Source organism: Microbacterium sp. GXS0129, from assembly GCF_044769785.1.
GTDB classification, from domain to species: domain Bacteria; phylum Actinomycetota; class Actinomycetes; order Actinomycetales; family Microbacteriaceae; genus Microbacterium; species Microbacterium nymphoidis.
Window position 1 is genome coordinate 708,500 of sequence record NZ_JBIZVZ010000001.1, and the last position, 19,221, is coordinate 727,720.

Genomic DNA, 19,221 nt, shown 5'->3' on the forward strand with positions numbered 1-19,221 from the left:
ATGTCGATCTACATCAACAAGGACTCCAAGGTCATCGTCCAGGGCATCACCGGTGGCGAGGGAACCAAGCACACCGCGCTCATGCTCAAGGCGGGAACCAACATCGTCGGCGGCGTGAACGCGCGCAAGGCCGGCACCACGGTCTCGCACGTCGACAAGGACGGCAACGCCGTCGAGCTGCCCGTGTTCGCCTCGGTCGAGGAGGCCATGGCAGCCACCGGTGCCGACGTCTCCATCGCCTTCGTGCCGGGTGCGCACACCCGCTCCGCGATGATCGAGGCCATCGACGCCGAGATTCCGCTGCTCGTGGTCATCACCGAGGGTGTCCCGGTCGGCGACTCCGCCGAGGCGTGGGCGTACGCGACCGAGAAGGGCAACAAGACCCGCATCATCGGCCCGAACTGCCCCGGCATCATCACCCCCGGTGAGTCGCTGGTGGGAATCACCCCCGCCAACATCGCCGGCAAGGGCCCGATCGGCCTCGTGTCCAAGTCGGGCACGCTGACCTACCAGATGATGTTCGAGCTGCGCGACTACGGCTTCTCCACCGCCATCGGCATCGGCGGCGACCCTGTCATCGGCACCACCCACATCGACGCGCTCGCCGCGTTCGAGGCGGACCCGGAGACCAAGGCCATCGTCATGATCGGTGAGATCGGTGGCGACGCCGAGGAGCGTGCCGCGGAGTTCATCAAGGCCAACGTCACCAAGCCGGTCGTCGGCTACGTCGCGGGCTTCACCGCCCCCGAGGGCAAGACGATGGGCCACGCCGGTGCGATCGTCTCCGGCTCGGCCGGCACCGCCCAGGCGAAGAAGGAGGCCCTGGAGGCCGCCGGCGTGAAGGTCGGCAAGACGCCGTCCGAGACCGCCGCCCTGATGCGCGAGATCATCGCAGCGCTGTAAGCAGCAACGACGAAGGCCCCCGGAGCGATCCGGGGGCCTTCGTCGTTCCCGGGCGGGTGGGTCACCGGGGCAGCGAGGCTTCCAGAGCGTCGCGCAGCCGGGGATGCTCGAAGCTGAAGCCGGCGTTCACGAGCTTCTCCGGCACCACCCAACGAGATTTCAGGATCAGCTCGGTCTCCGTCCGGATCAGGATGGCGCCGAGCTCGCTCACCCACCGCGGCATCGGGGGCCCGATCGGCGCACGCGACACGCGTCGCACCTCGCGCATCAGTTCCCGGTTGGTCACCGGGTGCGCCGCCGCGGCGTTGATGGCGCCGGACAGATCGTCGCGCTCCTCGATCAGATCGATGGCGCGGGCCAGATCGACGAGATGAATCCAGCTGAAGTGCTGTTCGCCGCCGCGCGAACCCGGCAGGTGAGCGGTACCGGCCCGCAGTCGCGCGCGGCTCACCGGCCACCAGCCGTCTGTGTTCGTGCCGCCGAGCCCCAGCCGGGCGAGCCGGTGCAGCGTGGCGAACACGCCGCCGTCACCGAGAACGATGGCGGTACGCAGCGCGATGCGGCGGGTGGTGGGAAGCGACTGCGCCATCAGGGCCCGCTCCCACGCCTGTGCGACCGAAACAGAGAATCCGGTGCCCATCTCGCCCGCCGACTCGGTCTGCGGGCGATCCATCGCGTGCCGGTAGATGGTCGCGGTGGACGAGTTGATCCACACCGGTGCGGGGGTGTCGGACGCGGCGATCGCGCGCGAGAGTGCTGCCGTGGTGTCCAGGCGCGATCGGAAGATCTCGGCGCGGTTACGAGCGTTGTAGCGGCAGTTCACGCTCTTGCCAGCGAGACCGATCACGAGTGCCGCACCGTCGACGGCGGCACGGATGGCGTCCGGGTCGTCCCAGGCGACATCGCACCCGCGCCGCCCGATCGTGATGACCTCGCGTCCGGCGCGGCGATAGCGGTCCACCAGGTGGGTGCCCACGAAGCCGTTCGCCCCGCCGATGACCACACGGCCGTCCCTCACGATTCCGCCTTCTCGATGCGGTACGACCGAAAGGAACCGCGGTACTCGTAGACGCGGCCGATCAGTGGGAGATCGAGGGTGAACGACATGCCGTGCCCGTCGCCCTCGGCATACTCGACGATGCGGATGCGCGCGGGAAACCAGGGGGGCGTCCCCAGGCGGAGCCGGCCGATGCGCAGGCCGATGCGTCGACTGGTGATCAGCAGCTTCTCATCCCGGACGTCGAGATCGAATCGAGCGCTCACCCGCGCCGGGGTCCCGATGGCGTCCGCGGTTCCCACGCCGCTTCGGGCGACGATGTCGGTCATCGTGAAGTCCCCAGTCGGCAGGTGGAAGGTGCGCACTCCCATCCCGCGCTCGCCGATCGTCCGGTTCACCACGGTGAACGGGACATCGAGCCAGAAGCCGGCCGGGACGACGGCGCTGCGCTGTAGCGGTCGCAGCAGCGGCCAGAGCCACTTCCGGGGCGTGCCCACCACGTGGAACACACCTTCGCCGCGCCCCACGTACCCGTCGGGAATCGTGTCGAAGTAGCGCTGCAGCGGCGCGGCGAGCCGATTCCTCCGGTCTCCGAGTGCTGCCGCATACGGCGAAACCGGCTGTGTCATCCTGAGCCCCCGAATCTCGAACTGAACACGTTCAGTTTCTTCGCTCGAGCGCACCGTGTCAACTCGGCGCTTCACGGCGCGCACTGTGCGCTTCCCGTCGTCGAATGGGCGCGAAACGTGCGCGATGAAGGGGCTCAGGCCCGCGGTGGGGCGGTGGAATCGCGGACGACGAGCTCGGTTGCAAGTTCCATGCGGGGCACGTCAGCACTGCCCCCCGCGATCAGTTGCAGCAACGTGCGCAGCGCGGTGCGCCCGATGTCGTGCAGTGGCTGCGCCACGGAGGTGAGGTGGGGGAGCGTCTGCTCGGCGAGCGGCGTTCCGTCGAATCCCACGATGCTCAGGTCGCGAGGGACCTCCAGCCCGCGGCGCCGGGCCTCGTCCAGGACGCCGAGGGCGATCGTGTCGCTCGCGGCGAAGATGGCCGTCGGTGGATCCTCCAGGTCGAGGACGGTCCGGGCGTTCGCCAGCCCGCCGGCGGGGGTGAATCCCGGCGCGTCGTACAGGTAGTCCGCACGCATCGGGATCCCTGCCGCCATCAGTGCCGCGAGGTAGCCGTGCATGCGCGCCTGGTTGCACTCGGCGCTCGCCGGCCCGCCGAGGTAGGCGATGCGACGGTGGCCGAGGCTGAGCAGATGTTCCGTGGCCGCCCGCCCGCCCGCCCAGTTGGTCGAGCCCACGCTCGGCAGGTCCGCGGCGGGAGTGTTCAGCGGATCGATCACGACAACCGGCAGCCCTCGCGAGGCGAATGCGGCGTGCTGTGCGGAGGACAGATCCGAGGTCACCGCGATCAGTCCCTGCCGGCCCGAGTCCACCATGCGGTCCGCCCACTCGTCGGCATCGGTGAGGTGCATGCTCCCCGGGTTGACCGAGGAGATCACCACGTCCGTATCGACCTCTCGGGCATGCTCCAGGATGCCGTTGAGCACGCCCACCGAGTAGCCGTTGCGCACCTCGCCGATCACGAGATCCACCATCGTGCGATTGCCCGTCCGCAGCCGCCGAGTGCGGGGCGAGCGGTAGCCGGCTTCCGTGATCAGCGACTGGATGCGCTCCCGGGTCTCGTCGGACACGCCGCCGCGGCCGTTGACCACCTTGGACACGGTCGGAACGGAGACGCCCGCGGCTTCGGCGATGCTGGCCAGATTCGGGCCGGGGAGCTCTCGGGCCATGTCTTCCTCCGAGGAAAATTTTCGCTACAGACATCCTGTCGTGCCCGGCCCGCAGGAGCAAGAAGACAGCGCCGTCTGCCGGGAGAACTCGGCATTGACACCGATCTGCTTCCGGACTACGGTCATGACCACGAAAGTTGCAGAGAAACTTGCGCAAACTTTCGCATCACAATCCCTCGTTTCAATGGAGAACTGAGATGGCACACAGCAGTCACCGCTCGTCACGTCGAATCCGCCTGGCAGCCGCGGTCGCGGCCTCCGCGATGGCACTGTCCCTCGCCGCCTGCGGCACGTCCGGTCCCACGGGCTCCGGCGGAGGCTCAGGCACGGGCGCCGCCACCATGTGGGCGCTGTCCGGTCAGCCGAAGGAGGGGCTGCGTCAGGACACCGTCGACGCGTTCAACAAGACCAACCCGGACGAGAAGCTCGAGGTCACCTTCTTCCAGAACGACGCCTACAAGACGAAGATCCGCACGGCCATCGGCGCGGGCCAGGCGCCCACGCTCATCTACGGCTGGGGCGGCGGCACGCTGAAGGCCTACGCGGATGCCGGGCAGGTGGAGGATCTCACCTCCTTCTTCGCCGACAACCCCGAGGTGAAGGACCGGCTCTTCCCCGGCTCGTTCGGTGCCGCCACCATCGACGACAAGATCTACGCGATGCCCATCCAGGACGTGCAGCCGATCGTGCTGTTCTACAACAAGAAGGTCTTCGCCGACGCCGGAGTCGAGCCGCCGAAGACCTGGGACGACCTGATGAGCCTGGTCACCACGTTCAACGAGAAGGGCATCGCCCCGATCTCGCTCGCCGGTCAGTCGCGGTGGACGTCGATGATGTGGCTCGAGTACCTCTTCGACCGCATCGGCGGGCCGGAGGTGTTCAACGACATCTTCCTGGGCAAGCCCGACGCCTGGTCCAACCCGGCGGCGCTCGAAGCGCTGGAGAAGGCTCAGGACCTCGTCGCCGCCGACGGGTTCATCAAGGGCTTCAACTCCATCACCGCAGATTCCAACGCGGACCAGGCGCTGCTCTACACCGGCAAGGCCGCAATGATGCTGCACGGCGGCTGGACGTATGGATCCATGAAGGCGGACGGCCAGAACTTCGTGCAGGACGGCAACCTCGGCTTCGTGTCGTTCCCGACCATCGAGGGCGGCGTCGGCGATGCCGAGAACGTCGTCGGCAATCCCGCGAACTACCTCTCCATCTCCTCGTCCGCCTCCGACGAGCAGAAGAAGATCGCCGAGGACTACCTGAAGACCGGGCTGTTCACCGAGGCGGAGATCGACGGCCTCATCGAGAACGGGGCCGTCCCCGTGGTCAACGGTGTGGACGACAAGCTCGCCGCGACGGACGACGCCGACTATCTGACCTTCGTCTACCAGCTCGCGGGCAACGCGCCGAGCTTCCAGCAGTCGTGGGACCAGGCTCTCAGCCCGACCGCCGCTGAAGCCCTGCTCAACAACATCGATCAGCTGTTCTCGCGCTCCATCACCCCGGAGGAGTTCGCGGCGAACATGAACAAGACGATCGGGAAGTGACCGTGAGCGCGAACACCGCGCGAGCGCTCGTTCCCGCCTCCCGTCGCGCGGGCGCGACGGGAGGTGGTCTGAGCTGGCTCGCCGCCCCCGCCCTGATCTACTTCGTGATCTTCGCGATCGTTCCGCTAGTGGGCGTGCTGGCCCTGAGCTTCACCGACTGGGACGGCATCGGCGCGATCACCTTCTCCGGCATCGCGAACTGGGGCGTTGTCCTCACCGATCCCGGAACGTGGCGTGCGTTCGGCCTGACGATCATCGTCATGGTGCTGTCGTGGCTGGTGCAGACGCCGATCAGCCTGCTGCTCGGCGTCTTCACGGCGGGGACCCAGCGCTATCGCGCGGTGCTCGCGGTGCTGTACTTCCTGCCGCTGCTGCTCTCCTCCGCCGCGATTGCGGTCGCGTACAAGGCGCTGCTGGATCCGAACTTCGGTCTCGCCGCCGGGCTCGGACTCCCGTTCCTCGCGCAGGACTGGCTGGGTGATCCCGCGCTCGCGATGGGTGTGGTCATCTTCGTGATCGCCTGGCAGTTCGTGCCCTTCCACACGCTCATCTATCAGGGCGGCGTGCGGCAGATCCCGCAGTCGATGTACGAGGCGGCTCAGCTCGACGGCGCCGGGCGGATCGCCCAGTTCTTCCACATCACGCTGCCGCAGCTGAAGTACACGATCATCACGTCGTCGACGCTGATGACCGTGGGATCGCTGACCTATTTCGACCTGATCTTCGTGCTCACCGGCGGAGGGCCCGCGAACGCCACGCGGATCCTGCCGCTGGACATGTATCTCACCGGTTTCAAGGCGAACCAGATGGGCCTTGCGAGCGTGATCGCCGTCATCCTCGTGCTGCTGGGCCTCGGGCTCGCGCTGTTCCTGCAGCGTCTCGGCGGCACCGACAAGTCGGCCAGCCAGTTGGACGGAGCCTGAGATGACGACCACGACCACCCTTGTGATTCCCCGCGAGGCCGACCGCCGGCGTGCCCGACGCACGAGCACCGGACGTCCGAATCTGTTCGGCGGTCTCGCCGGCTGGATCTGGCTCGCGATCATCATCGTGCCGGTGTACTACGTCGTCGTCACGAGCCTGAAGCACCAGGCGGACTACTTCGGCCAGAACCCGCTGGCGCTGCCGATGAACCCGACCCTCGACAACTACACCGCCGTGATCGAGGCGGACTTCGTCCGGTACTTCATCAACAGCGTCCTCATCACGGTGGGAGCGGTGGTGCCGACCCTGGCGCTGTCGTTCATGGCGGCCTATGCGATCGTTCGTGGCCGCAGCCGCTTCCTGCGCATCGCGAACAGCACGTTCCTCATGGGGCTGGCCATACCGCTGCAGGCGACGATCATCCCGGTCTACCTGATGATCATCCGGCTGAACCTGTACGACAGCCTGCTGGCGATCGTGCTGCCCTCGGTGGCGTTCGCGATCCCGCTGAGCGTGCTGCTGCTGTCGAACTTCATCCGGGATGTGCCCAACGAGCTGTTCGAGTCCATGCGGCTGGACGGCTGCAGCGAGTGGCAGACGCTGTGGCGGCTGGCGCTGCCGCTGACGAAGCCCGCGATCGTGACGGTCGCCATCTACAACGCGCTGGGCGTGTGGAACGGGTTCCTCCTTCCGCTCGTACTCACCCAGAGCCCGGATCTGCGCGTGCTGCCGCTGGCGCTGTGGAGCTTCCAGGGCGAGTTCAGCGTCAACATCCCCGCCGTGCTGGCGTGCGTCGTGCTGACCACGCTGCCGCTCGTGGTGGTGTACATCTTCGGTCGTCGCCAGCTGGTGAGCGGCCTGACCGCGGGCTTCAGCAAGTGAGCGCCGCCCGCGCGAGCAACCTGACAGACGAAAGGCAAGACATGACGGACACGGCAAAATCGGCGCTCATCGTCCGGGGCGGATGGGACGGGCACGCGCCCGTCGAGGCGACGGAGCTCTTCATCCCGTTCCTGCGAGACAACGGCTACGCGGTGCGGATCGAGGAGAGCCCGGCGATCTACGCTGATGCTGCGGCAATGGCCGGATTCGATCTCATCGTGCAGTGCAACACGATGAACACCATCCAGCGGGAGGAGCAGCAGGGCCTGCGTGCGGCCATTGAGGCCGGTGCCGGAATGGCCGGGTGGCATGGCGGCATCGCCGATTCCTATCGCAACGACGCCGACTACCTCCAGCTGATTGGAGGCCAGTTCGCCACGCATCCCGGCAAGCACCCCGACGAGCGTCACGGCGAGCAGTCCGACAACTACCTCCCGTACACGGTGGAGATCACCGATCTCGGCCGCCGGCATGAGATCACCGCAGGGATCGAGGACTTCCCGCTGACGACCGAGCAGTACTGGGTGCTGCACGATGACCTGATCGACGTGCTCGCCACCACGACCCACCCGGTTCAGCCCTACCATCCCTGGCACCGGCCGATCACCTCGCCCGCGGTGTGGACACGTGACTGGGGGCAGGGGCGGATCTTCGTGGCGACGCCGGGGCACTCCGTCGACGTGCTGCAGGACCCGAACGTGCGCACCATCATCGAGCGGGGGATGCTGTGGGCCAGCCGCTGAATGTGGGCATCATCGGGTGCGGGAGCATCGTCGCCCAGTACCTGGCGACGTTCGCCCGCCTGGAGACCGTGCGATTGGTCGCCGTCGCCGATCTGATGATCGAGCGTGCGGCGGCGGTGGCCGCAGAGGTTCCGGGTGTGCGTGCTCTCAGCATCGACGAGCTCCTCGCCGACCCCGGCATCTCCCTCGTCGTCAACCTCACCATTCCGCTCGCGCATGCGGAAGTGTCGGAGCGGATCATCGCCGCGGGCAAGGACGTCTACAGCGAGAAGCCGCTCGCGGCCGACGGCGCTGCCGGTGCGGGGGTGCTGCGCGTGGCGGACGACGCCGGCCGATGGGTGGGCTGTGCGCCCGACACCGTGCTCGGGACCGGAGTCCAGACGGCGCGGCGGGTGATCGAGGACGGCCGCATCGGCCGGCCCATCGCCGCGACCGCGACGATGGTGACGCCGGGGCACGAGCGGTGGCATCCGAACCCCGATTTCTACTACCTGCCCGGCGGAGGACCGCTGCTGGACATGGGCCCCTATTACGTCAGCGCCCTCATCCATCTGCTGGGTCCGGTGGTGAGCGTGGTGGGATCGGCCAGTCGCCTACGTGACGAGCGTGTGATCGGCTCCGGGGATCGCGCGGGTGAGCGTGTCCCCGTCGAGATCGACACCCATATCACGGGAGTGCTCGAGCACGCGTCGGGTGCACTGTCCACCCTTGTCATGTCGTTCGATGCGGTGGCCACGCGCTCGGCCAACATCGAGGTGCATGGGGAGAGCGGATCGATGGTGGTGCCCGATCCCAACACCTTCGACGGCGATGTGCTGGTGCGCTCGCTCGCAGACGTGGACTGGATCGTGCAGGAGCCATCTGCCGGGTACATCGACGCCGGCCGCGGCGTGGGCATCCACGACCGGGCGCTCGTGGGTGACGACGCCCGGGCGTCGGGGGAGCTGGGCTATCACGCCCTCGATGTCATGGAATCGGTGCTGCGCGCCGCCGCCACTCGCACCGCGGTCCCGGTGGTGTCGACCTGCGTGGTTCCCGCCCGGGTGGAACTGCAGTCACTTTGACTCGTTGCGCGCAAAAGGCTGCAATCCGCGGAGGATTGCAGCCTTTTGCGCGCTATGAAACGGGTTAGGCGACGCCGAACGCCGCCTCGATCGGGCCGCGGGCGAAGTAGATCACGAAGCCGATGGCCACCACCCACAACAGCGGGTGGATGCTCTTGGCCTTCTTCGACAGTGCATTGACGACGACCCAGCTGACGAAGCCCGCACCGATGCCGTTGGCGATCGAGTAGGTCATCGGCATGACGGTCACGGTGAGGAACACCGGCAGGAGCACACGGAAGTCGGCGAAGTCGATGTTCTTGATCTGCGAGAGCATCATGGCACCCACCAGCACGAGCGCCGCCGAGGCGACCGCGCCGGGAACCAGGGAGGTCAGCGGGGTGAAGAACATCGCCAGCAGGAACAGCACACCCGTGAACGACGTGGCAAGACCCGTGCGGGCGCCCTCGCCGATGCCGGCGCTGGACTCGACGAACACGGTCGCGGAGGAGGACGACGTGCCACCACCGACGATCGCGCCGACACCCTCGACCACCAGGGCCGACTTGATGCGCGGGAAGTCGCCCTTCTCATCGGCCAGGTTCGCCTCGCGGGCGAGGCCCGTCATCGTGCCCATGGCGTCGAAGAAGTTCGAGAACACCAGCGTGAAGACGATCATCACGAGCGCCACGACGCTGACCTTGCCGAGGTCGAAGCCGAAGTCCACCTTGCCGATGAGGCTCAGGTCGGGAAGGCTCACGATGCTGCCCGAGAAGGAGAACAGGTCCTGCGGCCAGATGAGGTTGACGATCGCCGCGACCACCGTGCCGCCCACCAGAGCGATCAGGATCGCGCCCTTGATCTTCAGCGCGATGAGGACGCCGCCGATGAGGACGGTGAGGACGAACAGCAACGTGGCAACGGATGCGACGGAACCGCTCACGCCGAGGTCCACCGGCGGGGAGGGGTTGCCCGTCGCCGTGACGAAGCCGGCGTTGACGAACCCGATGAAAGCGATGAACAGGCCGATGCCGACCGTGATGGCGAGCTTTAGCTGGACAGGGACCGCGTCGAAGATCATCTTCCGCAGCCCGGTGGCGGCGAGCAGCACGATCACCACACCGTTGATGACCACCAGCGCCATGGCCTCGGGCCAGGAGACCTGCCCGACGACCGAGAAGGCGAGGAAGGCGTTGATGCCGAGACCGGCGGCGAAGGCAAACGGCAGCCGGGTGACGATACCGAACAGAAGGGTCATCACACCGGCGGTGAGGGCGGTGGCGGCAGCGACGGCCGGGCCGGCCAGCGTGTTGCCGTCGACGTCGGGGGTCGACAGGATGATCGGGTTCAGGATCACGATGTACGCCATCGTCACGAAGGTGACGAGACCGCCGCGGAGCTCTGCTCCGACGGTGGATCCGCGTTCGGTGATGTGGAAGAAGCGATCGAGTGCGGTGGTGGGCTGGGCTGGCGCCGTGGCCATGGGGCTCCTCATACGTGTCAGGGTGGGGGTGAGGCGCGTATCCTCCGAAGCGGAGGTACGATATGCCACTCTCAGGAATTTACCAGCCGGGACGTTACGAGTGGTCCCGCAAGCAGGCGGAGGAGTACGAGGCCTCGAACGGCGCCGACGCCGCGGACATGCAGGGCAAGCCGATCATCGTGCTCACCACGCTGGGCGCGCGCTCGGGCGCGCTCCGCAAGACCGCGCTCATGCGCGTCGAGCACGAAGGACGTTACGTGGTGGTCGCGTCCAAGGGCGGAGCACCGGATAACCCGGCGTGGTACTGGAACATCCGCAAGAACCCGCACGTCGAACTGCAGGACGGTGCGGACAAGCGCGACTACACGGCACGCGAGCTGTCCGGGGCGGAGCGGGAGGAATGGTGGGCCCGGGCGTGTGAGGCCTGGCCGCCCTACGCGGACTACCAGACCAAGACCGACCGCCTCATTCCATTGTTTCTGCTGGAGCCCGTCACTTCGCAGTGACGCGACCGCGTGGCCTCGCTGAGAACTGACGGGACGGCGGCGCGGGAGGAACGGCGCACCGTACGCTCGCAGGTATGGTCGGAAGGCCATGCACCGCCTCACCGTCGCCCTCCTCGCCGCCTTCGACGCGATCGTCGCCGCCGCCGTGGGGCTCGTCGTCGTCGGCGCTCCACTGGCGCTGTTCTGGGCGACCGCGGCGGATGCCTCCTGGGCGGGGCTGTGGCCGCTGATCGCGAAGATCTGGCAGCTCGGCGGCCTGGTGCCGGTGACCGTCACGCTGCCCGAGTCGCTCCTCACCGCGCTCGGTGTGGCACCGGATGCCGGCGGCTTCATCATCTCCCTCGCGCCCCTGGCACTGACCGCTTTCGTGGCGATTTTCGCGGCCCGCTCGGGCGTGCGCGCGATGCGGGCCGGTGCGGGACTCGCCGGTGTACTCTCCGGTGCCGTCGTCTACACCGCTGTGGCCGTCATCGTCCAGCTCACCTCCGCAGCGCCGCTCGCGCACACCATCACGTGGCAGGCCATCCTGCATCCGGCCCTGCTCTACACCGCGCCCGCCGCTCTCGGCGCACTCGTCATCGCGTGGCGCGACGGCGACCGTGGGCTGGTCGACTGGGTGCACGACCTGGTCGACGAAGCGCCCGTGCAGTGGAGCGAGCTGCCGGCACTGGCCGCGCGCGGCATCGCGATCGGCTGTGCATCGCTGGTCGGCGCGGGTGCGCTCGCCGTGCTCGCGTCCGTCGTGCTCCGCGGCGGGGAGATGATCTCGCTGTTCCAGTCCGCCCGGGTCGACGTCTGGGGTGCGGTGCTGGTCTCGCTGGCGTCCCTCGCGTATCTGCCGACGCTCATCGCTTGGGCCATCGCCTGGCTGAGCGGCGCAGGGATCACGGTGGGAGTCGGCTCCACCCTGACGCCGGCAGCCGTCCACCTCGGCGTGGTCCCCGCGCTTCCGCCGCTGGGCCTGCTGCCGACGGGCGCGACACCGATCATGCTGGTCGTCGTGATCGTGCCGGTTGCCATCGGGGCGCTGGCCGGGTGGGTCCTGCGCTCCGGCTTCGTCGCGGTGCTGGGAGATGACGAACCGTTCCTGCCCCGCGTCGCACTCAGCGTCAGCGTGGCGGCCGGAGTCGCAGCGTTCGCGGCGATCGCGAGTGCCCTCGCTCGCGGCGGCATCGGACCGGGACGGCTGGTCGAGCTCGGACCCCATCCCGGGTTCGTCGCGCTCGCCGTCGGCGTCGAGGTCCTCGTGGGTGCCGCGATCCTGCTGCTGTCGCCACGTCGTCGTCGCGACGAGTTCTGAGCGTTGCTCGTGCGGTAGGGCGCTCTTCCGAGCGCCAGTAGACTGTTGGCGTGCTGTCGGCTGTCGTGCTCATCTCGGGAACCGGATCGAACCTGCGTGCGCTGCTGGAGGCAGCGAGCGTCGCGGACTATCCGGTGCGTATCGTCGCGGTCGGCGCGGATCGGGAGGCGGAGGGCCTCGCCCACGCCGAGGCCTTCGGTGTCCCGACCTTCGTGGTCCCGTGGCGCGGCAAGGAAGAACGAGTCGCCTGGGGTGACGAGCTCCTTCACCAGCTCGAGGTCTGGAATCCCGACATCGTGGTGCTGTCCGGATTGATGAAGCTCCTGCCGCCTGCCGTCGTCGCGCGTTTCTCGCCGCGCATCATCAACACCCACCCCGCCTACCTCCCCGAGTTCCCGGGCGCTCACGGTGTGCGCGATGCGCTCGCGGCCGGCGTCACGCAGACGGGTGCCAGCGTGATCGTGGTCGACGACGGCGTCGACGCGGGACCGATCCTCGCCCAGCGCCGCGTTCCGGTGCTGCCCGGCGACGATGAGGCCACGCTGCACGAGCGGATCAAGCCCGTCGAGCGGGAGCTTCTCATCGACGTCGTCCGCCGCATCGCCACGGGTGAGATCGACCTCGCCGCTCCCGCGCATCCCTGACCGCGCACCGACCCCCATCTGGAAAGAGGAACCATGGCCGGCCACAGCCACGACCCCGCCGACTACCGGGAGCGCGACGTCGTCCCCGTCCGCCGCGCGCTCATCTCCGTGAGCGACAAGTCCGGACTGCTGGAGCTGGCTTCGGCCCTCTCCGCAGCCGGCGTCGAGATCGTCTCCACCGGCTCCACCGCCGCCACCATCCGCGACGCGGGCCACCCGGTCACGGATGTGGCCGCCATCACCGGCTTTCCCGAGATGCTCGACGGCCGAGTGAAGACCCTGCACCCCAACGTGCACGGGGGCCTGCTGGCGGATCTTCGACTCGAGGACCACGAGCGTCAGCTCGCCGACTTCGACATCCGCCCGTTCGAGCTCGTCGTGGTGAACCTGTACCCGTTCGTGGAGACCGTGGCCTCGGGCGCGCAGGGCGATGCCGTTGTGGAGCAGATCGACATCGGTGGGCCCGCGATGGTCCGCGCGTCGGCGAAGAATTACGCCAACGTGGCGATCGTCGTCTCTCCGTCGTCGTATCCGTCGATCATCGAGGCGGTGACCGCCGGTGGCACGTCCCTCACGCAGCGCCGTGAGCTGGCGGCGCGCGCGTTCTCGCACACCGCCTCCTACGACGCCGCCGTGGCCGCCTGGTTCTCCGGCGAGACCCTGGGGGAGGGCATCGAGCTTCCGGAGCACCTGACCATCCAGGCCGAGCGTCTGAACACGCTGCGCTACGGCGAGAACTCGCACCAGCGCGCCGCGATCTACACCCGCCAGGGGGGACGCGGCATCGCCCAGGCCACGCAGCTGCAGGGCAAGGAGATGTCCTACAACAACTACGTCGACGCCGACGCCGCTCTCCGTGCCGCGTACGACATGGTCAAGCCCGCCGTGGCCATCATCAAGCATGCCAACCCGTGCGGCATCGCCGTGGCTGCGCCCAACGCGCTCGACCCGATCGCCTCAGCTCACCTGCGCGCACACGAGTGCGACCCGGTGTCCGCATACGGCGGCGTGATCGCCGCGAACGGCACCGTCACGCTGAAGATGGCCGAGAACCTCGCTGACATCTTCACCGAGGTGATCGTGGCCCCCTCCTACGAGCCCGCCGCGCTGGAGGCCTTCAGCCGCAAGAAGAACCTGCGCGTGCTGCAGCTTCCCGCGGACTGGCAGCAGGAGGAGATGGACGTGCGTCTGGTCTCCGGCGGACTGCTGCTGCAGGATGCCGACCGGTTCCCGTCCGACATCCTGTCGGTGGCGGAGAACTGGGAGCTGGTCTCGGGTGAGCGCCCGGCGGAGGACGAGATGGAGAACCTCATCTTCGCCTGGAAGACCTGCCGCGCGGTCAAGAGCAACGCCATCGTGCTGGCGAAGAACCTCGCCACCGTCGGTGTGGGCATGGGCCAGGTCAACCGCGTCGACTCCTGCCGTCTGGCCGTGGAGCGTGCGGGCGAGCGCGCTGCCGGCTCGGTGGCGGCGTCCGACGCCTTCTTCCCCTTCGCCGACGGCCCGCAGGTGCTGATCGACGCCGGTATCTCCGCCATCATCCAGCCGGGTGGCTCGGTGCGCGATCCCGAGGTCATCGCCGCGGCACAGGCCGCGAACGTGACGATGTTCTTCACGGGCGAGCGTCACTTCTTCCACTGAGTCACAGCCGCTGAGAGGACGGCCGCGGTGCGTCACGCACCGCGGTCGTCCTCGTGTGCGCAGCGCACCGGGGCCGCCGCCGTGCGCGCAGGCGCGAACCCTGCGGGCGGCACCGTCCGGGGCGAGCGACGGGGGCCGTGATATCCCGACGGCGCCGCCGGATCAGAGCGACGCCGCGGGTTCACAGTAGGGTCGCGATGATGCGGAAACGCCGCTGTGATACCTCGATCGGGCGAACGGCAGCGAGCGCGTGCAGCTGTTCTTCGTGCTCTCGCACGGTGAAGCCGGGGACGTCCCATGGGACCATCGCGAGGTACTCCACGAGCGTGCCGACGTCACGGAAGCGCATCGCGCCGGTTCAGTCGTCGGCCCGATCGATCCGGAAGCCGGCAGCGGTGAGCGCGGCCGCCAGGTTCTCCAGGGTGACGTGGTCGTAGAGCCCCTCGCCACCGAACCACGCGCGCAGCTGCTCGCCGTCACGTCCATCGACCTGCTGGGTGAACAGCCGGCCACCCGGTCGGAGTACGCGAGCGAACTCCGAGGCGTCGACGGCCTCATGGCGGTTCAGGAGCAGGTCCTGCGTGGAGTCGGGCAGCGGGAGGCGCTCGCCCAGCTCCGGATCGTAGGAGAGCACGTTGACGCCGTGCGGCGCCAGGGCTGCGCGAGCGAGCGGCTGGTTCTCTTCCCAGCCCTCCGTCGCGATGATGGTGCCGTGGTGATCGCCGATGGCCGCCAGATGGGTGAGAAGCCGCTCGCCACCCCCGGTTCCGATGTCGACGGCATACTGACTGGAGCGCAGTGCCGTGCGGACCTCGTCATCGAAGTCCCAGGGCGGATCGTCGCAGTCCAGCCGTCCGTCGAGCGCCGCGAAGTCCCAGCCTGACATCGTCGATCTCTGATGCAGGTGCGCCAGCCACCCGATGAGCTGCGGATCTCGCGCGGTCACGGGCGGCCGTATGCCTCGAGCAGACGCAGCCACACCTCGCTGATGGTGGGGTACGAGGGTACCGCGTGCCACAGGCGCGCGAGCGGGACCTCACCCACGACGGCGATGGTGGCGGCGTGAACCATCTCCTCGACCCCGGGACCGATGAGTGTGGCGCCGATCACGACACCGCGGTCCTCGTCGACGATCATTCGGGCATGACCCGCGTAACCGTCCGCGAAGGTGGCGGCACCGGCGACGGATCCGAGGTCGTAGTCGACGACCCGCGTGCGCACACCGGCGGCCTCCGCCTCGTGGGCGGTCTGACCGACGGATCCCACCGGGGGATGACTGAACACCACCTGTGGGACCGCGGCGTGATCGGCGGTGGCCACGTGCGCGCCCCACGCGGCACCGTCCACCGGGCGTCCGTGGGCGCGCGCGGCGATGACGTCCCCGGCTGCACGGGCCTGGTACTTGCCCTGGTGGGTCAGCAGCGCGCGGTGGTTGACGTCCCCGACGGCGTAGAGCCAGTCGGTGCCCGGCACGAGCATGGTGTCGTCCACGGGGATCCAGTCATCGTCGCTTACACCGGAGACCCCCAGCGCCGTCAGACCGAGATCCGACGTTCGCGGCCGGCGCCCGGTGGCCACGAGAACCTCATCGGATGTGATCTCCGTGCCGTCCGTGAGGACCACCGTGCGCCCCTCCACCCCGAGGTGGGCCGATGCGGGGCGGGAAGCCGCGAACACCACGCCGGCGTCGCGCAGCGACGCCGTGACGCGCTCGCCGACGAACGGCTCCATCCGGGGCAGGATCCCGGACGGAGCGACCATCGTGACCTGTGATCCGAGTGCCGCGTACAGGGTGGCCATCTCCACCCCCACGACGCCGCCGCCGATGACGGTGAGCGATGCCGGCACGTGATCGGCCGAGGTCGCCTCGCGACTGGTCCAGGGTGAGATCTCGGCAAGCCCAGGGACGTCGGGCACGAGCGCGCTCGTGCCCGTGCACACGGCGACGGCGTGGCGGGCCGTCAGCACGACGTCCGTGCGGTCCCCGGCCGTGACGGTGACCTCGCGTACGCCGCTGATGCGGCCGTGGCCGCGAACGAGGTCGATGCCGGCCGAGGTCAACCACTCCACCTGTCCCGCGTCGTCCCAGTCATGTGTGAACTCGGTGCGTCGGCGCAGCACGGCGGAGATGTCGAGTTCCCCGGTGACGGCCTCGGCGGATCCGGCCACCGCGCGCGCCGCCGCCAGCGCCTCGGCCGGTCGCAGCAGCGCCTTGGACGGCATGCATGCCCAGTACGAGCACTCGCCGCCGACCAGCTCGGCTTCGACGATGACGGCGGTCAGACCGCCCTGCACGGCTCTGTCGGCCACGTTCTCGCCGACGGGCCCTGCCCCGATCACAATGACGTCGTACTCCTGCGCGCTCATGGGTACACGCTACAACCCCGTCCATCGTGCGCAATCCGCTCGTGTTTCGCCGGGATACGAGCCAATCGCGCGCTATCAACGGGCTCTGGGCGCCCCCATCGCGATGTCCGATTTCCGCGAGCCAATGACCTGCGCCGGTGTCAGGATGGACCCATGAGCCCGAACCTGACCTTCGATGAGAGGTACCGCGCGATCAGTTCCCGCGATGCCCGGTTCGACGGGCAGTTCGTCACCGTGGTGCACTCCACCGGCATCTACTGCCGGCCCTCGTGCCCGGCGCGGACGCCGCGGCCGGAGAACGTCTCGTTCCTGCCGACCTCGGCAGCGGCGCATGAGGCGGGCTTCCGTGCCTGCAAGCGGTGTCTCCCGGAGGCTGCACCCGGCTCACCCGAGTGGGACCTTCGCGGCGACGTCACGGGACGCGCGATGCGCCTGATCGCGGACGGTGTCGTCGAGCGGGAGGGCGTGGCGGGACTGGCGTCTCGCCTCGGCTACTCCTCCCGGCACCTGACGCGCGTGCTCACCGAGCAACTCGGCGCCGGCCCGCTCGCGCTGGCGCGGGCGCATCGCGCCCACACGGCGCGCATGCTGCTGGTCGGAACCGATCTGTCCGCGGCGGACGTCGCGTTCTCGGCGGGATTCGCGAGCGTCCGTCAGTTCAACGACACGATCCGTGAGGTCTTCGATCTCACCCCCACGGCGCTGCGTGCTCGTCGTCGTACGCACGAGAGCACGGAGGGTGGGCGCATCGACCTGGTGCTGCCGTACCGTGCCCCGTTCGATCCGGCGGGCGTCTTCGCCTGGATGGCGGCCCGTGTGCTGCCGGGGACCGAGGCTGCCGGACCCGACGGTTTCGAGCGGACTCTCCGCCTGCCCGGCGGGCCGGCGTGGTTCCGCGTGGCGCGCGCCGATCACGCCCGCCTGCGTCTCTCCGTGCGACTGACCGCCCTCGGCGACCTCAGCAGCGTTGTGGCACGTGCGCGCCGGATGTTCGATCTGGACGCCGATCCTGCCGCGATCGACGAGTCGCTGGGAGCGATTGCGGAGCTGGCGCCACTTGTCCACGCCGTCCCGGGCATCCGCGTACCGGGCACCGCGGATCCTCACGAGATGCTGATCCGGGCGATGATCGGCCAGCAGATCTCCGTCCCCGCCGCTCGCACACACCTCACCCGCCTGGTCGACGCGCTCGGCGAGGAGACCGACATCGCGGGAGAGGGCGGTCCCCGGCGGCTCTTCCCGACGATGACGGCGATCGCGCAGCGCGGCGCCGAGGTGCTGCGCGGACCCGCGGCGCGGATCCGTGCGATCACCGGTGCGGCAGCTGCCATCGCCGCCGGGGATCTCCAGCTCACCAGCGGCGACGATTCCGAGGACCAGCGCCGGCGACTGCTGGCGCTGCCCGGTGTCGGACCGTGGACCGCCGACTACGTGCGCATGCGAGTGGTGGGCGATCCGGATGTCTTCCTCCCCGGAGACGTCGCCGTGCGCCAGGGCGCTGCGCGCGCCGGCCTTCCCGCGCAGGCCGCGAGCCTTGACGACTGGGCACGACGGGCATCTCCCTGGCGTTCCTACCTCACCGCGCACCTCTGGCGTGTGCTCTCCACACCTGTTCACCACACCGCTCCGGTCACCGGGGAAGGACGATCATGACCACCACCAGCGCAGTTGTCCAGTTCATCGAGACGGCAGACGGCCCGTTCGGGATCCTCACCGACGAGGACGGCGCCGTGATCGCATCCGGCTGGACCGACGATCCCGCGTCGCTGATCGACCGGCTCCGCCCGCAGGACCGTCCCACCGATATCCGGGCGGGGGAGACGCCGGCAGGGGATGCCGTGCGCGCCTTCTACGACGGCGACGTCGAGCCGATCATGACCGTGCCGGTGCGTCAGCGCGGCACCGAGATGCAGCGGGCCGGATGGGAGGCCCTCCGGCGCATCACCCCCGGCTCGCCCCTGTCGTATGCCGAGTTCGCCGCGGCGCTCGGCAGCCCGACCGCCGTTCGCGCGGCAGCCTCGGTGTGCGCGCGCAACGCGGTGGCGCTGTTCGTCCCCTGCCACCGCGTGCTGCGCACCGATGGCACTCTCGGCGGGTTCGCCTGGGGCGCCGAGGTGAAGCGCTCGCTCCTCGCGCGCGAGGCGGCGGCGTAAGCGGTCGCCCTTCGCTTCATCGTGCGCACATGGCTCCTATTCCTCGCGAATAGGAGCCATGTGCGCACGATGAACGCCCTTTCCGGAGTCGAGAAAACAACACTTGCGGTCAGGGAACTCACAGCATAGTCTGGAGGGCTGTCGCGTCGACCGGCGTGACATCCCGTGAGCTCCAGGAGGCCGCAATGAACGAGACCGCTCTCACCACGTTTGTCGCCGCCTTTGTGCCCGCGGGGATCGCGACGCCCACGTTCGGCTAGAACCGCGTCGCCGCATCTCCGTCGCGGCCCCCTGCA

The 19,221-nt window shown here is 68.8% G+C and carries 19 protein-coding genes; 12 read left to right on the forward strand and 7 right to left on the reverse strand.

Features of this window, described 5'->3' with window-relative positions:
* Positions 1-903: a succinate--CoA ligase subunit alpha gene (sucD, locus tag ACIQJ5_RS03145; protein ID WP_231090481.1), complete on the forward strand. Its 903-nt coding sequence runs from the start codon at positions 1-3 to the stop codon at positions 901-903.
* A 61-nt stretch (positions 904-964) separates the two neighbouring features.
* Here sucD and ACIQJ5_RS03150 read toward each other — a convergent pair whose 3' ends face one another.
* The 3 genes from ACIQJ5_RS03150 to ACIQJ5_RS03160 form a co-directional block, all read right to left on the reverse strand.
* Positions 965-1,921, reverse strand: coding sequence for an epimerase (locus ACIQJ5_RS03150; protein ID WP_402840789.1), 957 nt, complete (start codon positions 1,919-1,921; stop codon positions 965-967).
* The gene (locus tag ACIQJ5_RS03155) at positions 1,918-2,529 is read right to left on the reverse strand and encodes a DUF4166 domain-containing protein (protein WP_231090479.1); all 612 of its coding nucleotides are present in this window, start codon (positions 2,527-2,529) and stop codon (positions 1,918-1,920) included. Before ACIQJ5_RS03155 ends, ACIQJ5_RS03150 begins: the two co-directional genes overlap by 4 nt.
* Before the next feature lie 134 nt (positions 2,530-2,663).
* Positions 2,664-3,698 (reverse strand): LacI family DNA-binding transcriptional regulator, encoded by a 1,035-nt coding sequence (locus ACIQJ5_RS03160; protein WP_231090478.1) that lies wholly within the window; start codon positions 3,696-3,698, stop codon positions 2,664-2,666.
* A gap of 197 nt (positions 3,699-3,895) precedes the next feature.
* On the opposite strand from ACIQJ5_RS03160, the gene ACIQJ5_RS03165 reads away from it, so the two are divergent.
* The 5 genes from ACIQJ5_RS03165 to ACIQJ5_RS03185 all read left to right on the forward strand — a co-directional run bounded on the left by ACIQJ5_RS03165 (position 3,896) and on the right by ACIQJ5_RS03185 (position 8,852).
* Positions 3,896-5,239, forward strand: a complete 1,344-nt coding sequence (locus ACIQJ5_RS03165; RefSeq protein WP_402840792.1) for an extracellular solute-binding protein — start codon at positions 3,896-3,898, stop codon at positions 5,237-5,239.
* Positions 5,240-5,307: 68 nt separating this feature from the next.
* Positions 5,308-6,162 carry a carbohydrate ABC transporter permease gene (locus ACIQJ5_RS03170; protein ID WP_269142955.1) on the forward strand — a complete coding sequence of 285 codons (855 nt, stop codon included), beginning with the start codon at positions 5,308-5,310 and terminating at the stop codon, positions 6,160-6,162.
* Position 6,163: 1 nt separating this feature from the next.
* Complete coding sequence (locus ACIQJ5_RS03175; RefSeq protein WP_402840794.1) at positions 6,164-7,045, forward strand: carbohydrate ABC transporter permease; 882 nt, start codon at positions 6,164-6,166, stop codon at positions 7,043-7,045.
* 41 nt (positions 7,046-7,086) lie between these two features.
* Complete coding sequence (locus ACIQJ5_RS03180) at positions 7,087-7,788, forward strand: ThuA domain-containing protein (RefSeq protein WP_402840797.1); 702 nt, start codon at positions 7,087-7,089, stop codon at positions 7,786-7,788.
* Positions 7,773-8,852, forward strand: coding sequence for a Gfo/Idh/MocA family protein (locus ACIQJ5_RS03185; protein ID WP_402840799.1), 1,080 nt, complete (start codon positions 7,773-7,775; stop codon positions 8,850-8,852). The genes ACIQJ5_RS03180 and ACIQJ5_RS03185 overlap by 16 nt, the downstream gene beginning before the upstream one ends.
* A gap of 64 nt (positions 8,853-8,916) precedes the next feature.
* Here the strand turns inward: ACIQJ5_RS03185 and ACIQJ5_RS03190 are convergent, their stop codons facing one another.
* A complete protein-coding gene (locus ACIQJ5_RS03190; protein WP_372459776.1) occupies positions 8,917-10,326 on the reverse strand; it encodes an NCS2 family permease in 1,410 nt (469 codons plus the stop codon).
* A gap of 50 nt (positions 10,327-10,376) precedes the next feature.
* On the opposite strand from ACIQJ5_RS03190, the gene ACIQJ5_RS03195 reads away from it, so the two are divergent.
* The 4 genes from ACIQJ5_RS03195 (at position 10,377) to purH (ending at position 14,405) form a co-directional block, all read left to right on the forward strand.
* Positions 10,377-10,820, forward strand: a complete 444-nt coding sequence (locus tag ACIQJ5_RS03195; protein WP_231090468.1) for a nitroreductase family deazaflavin-dependent oxidoreductase — start codon at positions 10,377-10,379, stop codon at positions 10,818-10,820.
* 88 nt (positions 10,821-10,908) lie between these two features.
* Positions 10,909-12,120, forward strand: coding sequence for a DUF6350 family protein (locus ACIQJ5_RS03200; RefSeq protein ID WP_402840803.1), 1,212 nt, complete (start codon positions 10,909-10,911; stop codon positions 12,118-12,120).
* A 50-nt stretch (positions 12,121-12,170) separates the two neighbouring features.
* Positions 12,171-12,764 (forward strand): phosphoribosylglycinamide formyltransferase, encoded by a 594-nt coding sequence (gene purN / locus ACIQJ5_RS03205; protein ID WP_402840806.1) that lies wholly within the window; start codon positions 12,171-12,173, stop codon positions 12,762-12,764.
* A gap of 33 nt (positions 12,765-12,797) precedes the next feature.
* Positions 12,798-14,405 carry a bifunctional phosphoribosylaminoimidazolecarboxamide formyltransferase/IMP cyclohydrolase gene (purH, locus tag ACIQJ5_RS03210; RefSeq protein WP_231090462.1) on the forward strand — a complete coding sequence of 536 codons (1,608 nt, stop codon included), beginning with the start codon at positions 12,798-12,800 and terminating at the stop codon, positions 14,403-14,405.
* 181 nt (positions 14,406-14,586) lie between these two features.
* On the opposite strand, the gene ACIQJ5_RS03215 is transcribed toward purH, so the two are convergent.
* From ACIQJ5_RS03215 to ACIQJ5_RS03225, 3 genes are read right to left on the reverse strand one after another with little or no spacing between them, the layout of a single operon-like run.
* Positions 14,587-14,754: a hypothetical protein gene (locus ACIQJ5_RS03215; protein ID WP_402840810.1), complete on the reverse strand. Its 168-nt coding sequence runs from the start codon at positions 14,752-14,754 to the stop codon at positions 14,587-14,589.
* A 9-nt stretch (positions 14,755-14,763) separates the two neighbouring features.
* On the reverse strand, positions 14,764-15,351 hold the full coding sequence (locus ACIQJ5_RS03220) for a class I SAM-dependent methyltransferase (protein ID WP_402840812.1): 588 nt from the start codon (positions 15,349-15,351) through the stop codon (positions 14,764-14,766).
* Positions 15,348-16,772: a dihydrolipoyl dehydrogenase family protein gene (locus tag ACIQJ5_RS03225; RefSeq protein WP_402840815.1), complete on the reverse strand. Its 1,425-nt coding sequence runs from the start codon at positions 16,770-16,772 to the stop codon at positions 15,348-15,350. The genes ACIQJ5_RS03220 and ACIQJ5_RS03225 overlap by 4 nt, the downstream gene beginning before the upstream one ends.
* A 153-nt stretch (positions 16,773-16,925) precedes the next feature.
* On the opposite strand from ACIQJ5_RS03225, the gene ACIQJ5_RS03230 reads away from it, so the two are divergent.
* Together ACIQJ5_RS03230 and ACIQJ5_RS03235 are read left to right on the forward strand one after the other, a co-directional pair.
* Positions 16,926-18,425, forward strand: coding sequence for an AlkA N-terminal domain-containing protein (locus ACIQJ5_RS03230; RefSeq protein WP_402840818.1), 1,500 nt, complete (start codon positions 16,926-16,928; stop codon positions 18,423-18,425).
* Positions 18,422-18,925 (forward strand): methylated-DNA--[protein]-cysteine S-methyltransferase, encoded by a 504-nt coding sequence (locus ACIQJ5_RS03235; protein WP_402840821.1) that lies wholly within the window; start codon positions 18,422-18,424, stop codon positions 18,923-18,925. Before ACIQJ5_RS03230 ends, ACIQJ5_RS03235 begins: the two co-directional genes overlap by 4 nt.
* Positions 18,926-19,221: the final 296 nt, after the last annotated feature.

Bases quoted from the DNA above. Each gene is read 5' to 3' on its own strand.
- ACIQJ5_RS03155 (WP_231090479.1), bottom strand. From the start codon at position 2,529: ATGACACAGCCGGTTTCGCCGTATGCGGCAGCACTCGGAGACCGGAGG.
- ACIQJ5_RS03175 (WP_402840794.1), top strand. From the start codon at position 6,164: ATGACGACCACGACCACCCTTGTGATTCCCCGCGAGGCCGACCGCCGG.
- ACIQJ5_RS03160 (WP_231090478.1), bottom strand. From the start codon at position 3,698: ATGGCCCGAGAGCTCCCCGGCCCGAATCTGGCCAGCATCGCCGAAGCC.
- ACIQJ5_RS03200 (WP_402840803.1), top strand. From the start codon at position 10,909: ATGCACCGCCTCACCGTCGCCCTCCTCGCCGCCTTCGACGCGATCGTC.
- ACIQJ5_RS03165 (WP_402840792.1), top strand. From the start codon at position 3,896: ATGGCACACAGCAGTCACCGCTCGTCACGTCGAATCCGCCTGGCAGCC.
- sucD (WP_231090481.1), top strand. From the start codon at position 1: ATGTCGATCTACATCAACAAGGACTCCAAGGTCATCGTCCAGGGCATC.
- ACIQJ5_RS03190 (WP_372459776.1), bottom strand. From the start codon at position 10,326: ATGAGGAGCCCCATGGCCACGGCGCCAGCCCAGCCCACCACCGCACTC.
- ACIQJ5_RS03195 (WP_231090468.1), top strand. From the start codon at position 10,377: ATGCCACTCTCAGGAATTTACCAGCCGGGACGTTACGAGTGGTCCCGC.
- ACIQJ5_RS03235 (WP_402840821.1), top strand. From the start codon at position 18,422: ATGACCACCACCAGCGCAGTTGTCCAGTTCATCGAGACGGCAGACGGC.
- ACIQJ5_RS03230 (WP_402840818.1), top strand. From the start codon at position 16,926: ATGAGCCCGAACCTGACCTTCGATGAGAGGTACCGCGCGATCAGTTCC.
- purH (WP_231090462.1), top strand. From the start codon at position 12,798: ATGGCCGGCCACAGCCACGACCCCGCCGACTACCGGGAGCGCGACGTC.
- ACIQJ5_RS03215 (WP_402840810.1), bottom strand. From the start codon at position 14,754: ATGCGCTTCCGTGACGTCGGCACGCTCGTGGAGTACCTCGCGATGGTC.
- ACIQJ5_RS03225 (WP_402840815.1), bottom strand. From the start codon at position 16,772: ATGAGCGCGCAGGAGTACGACGTCATTGTGATCGGGGCAGGGCCCGTC.
- ACIQJ5_RS03180 (WP_402840797.1), top strand. From the start codon at position 7,087: ATGACGGACACGGCAAAATCGGCGCTCATCGTCCGGGGCGGATGGGAC.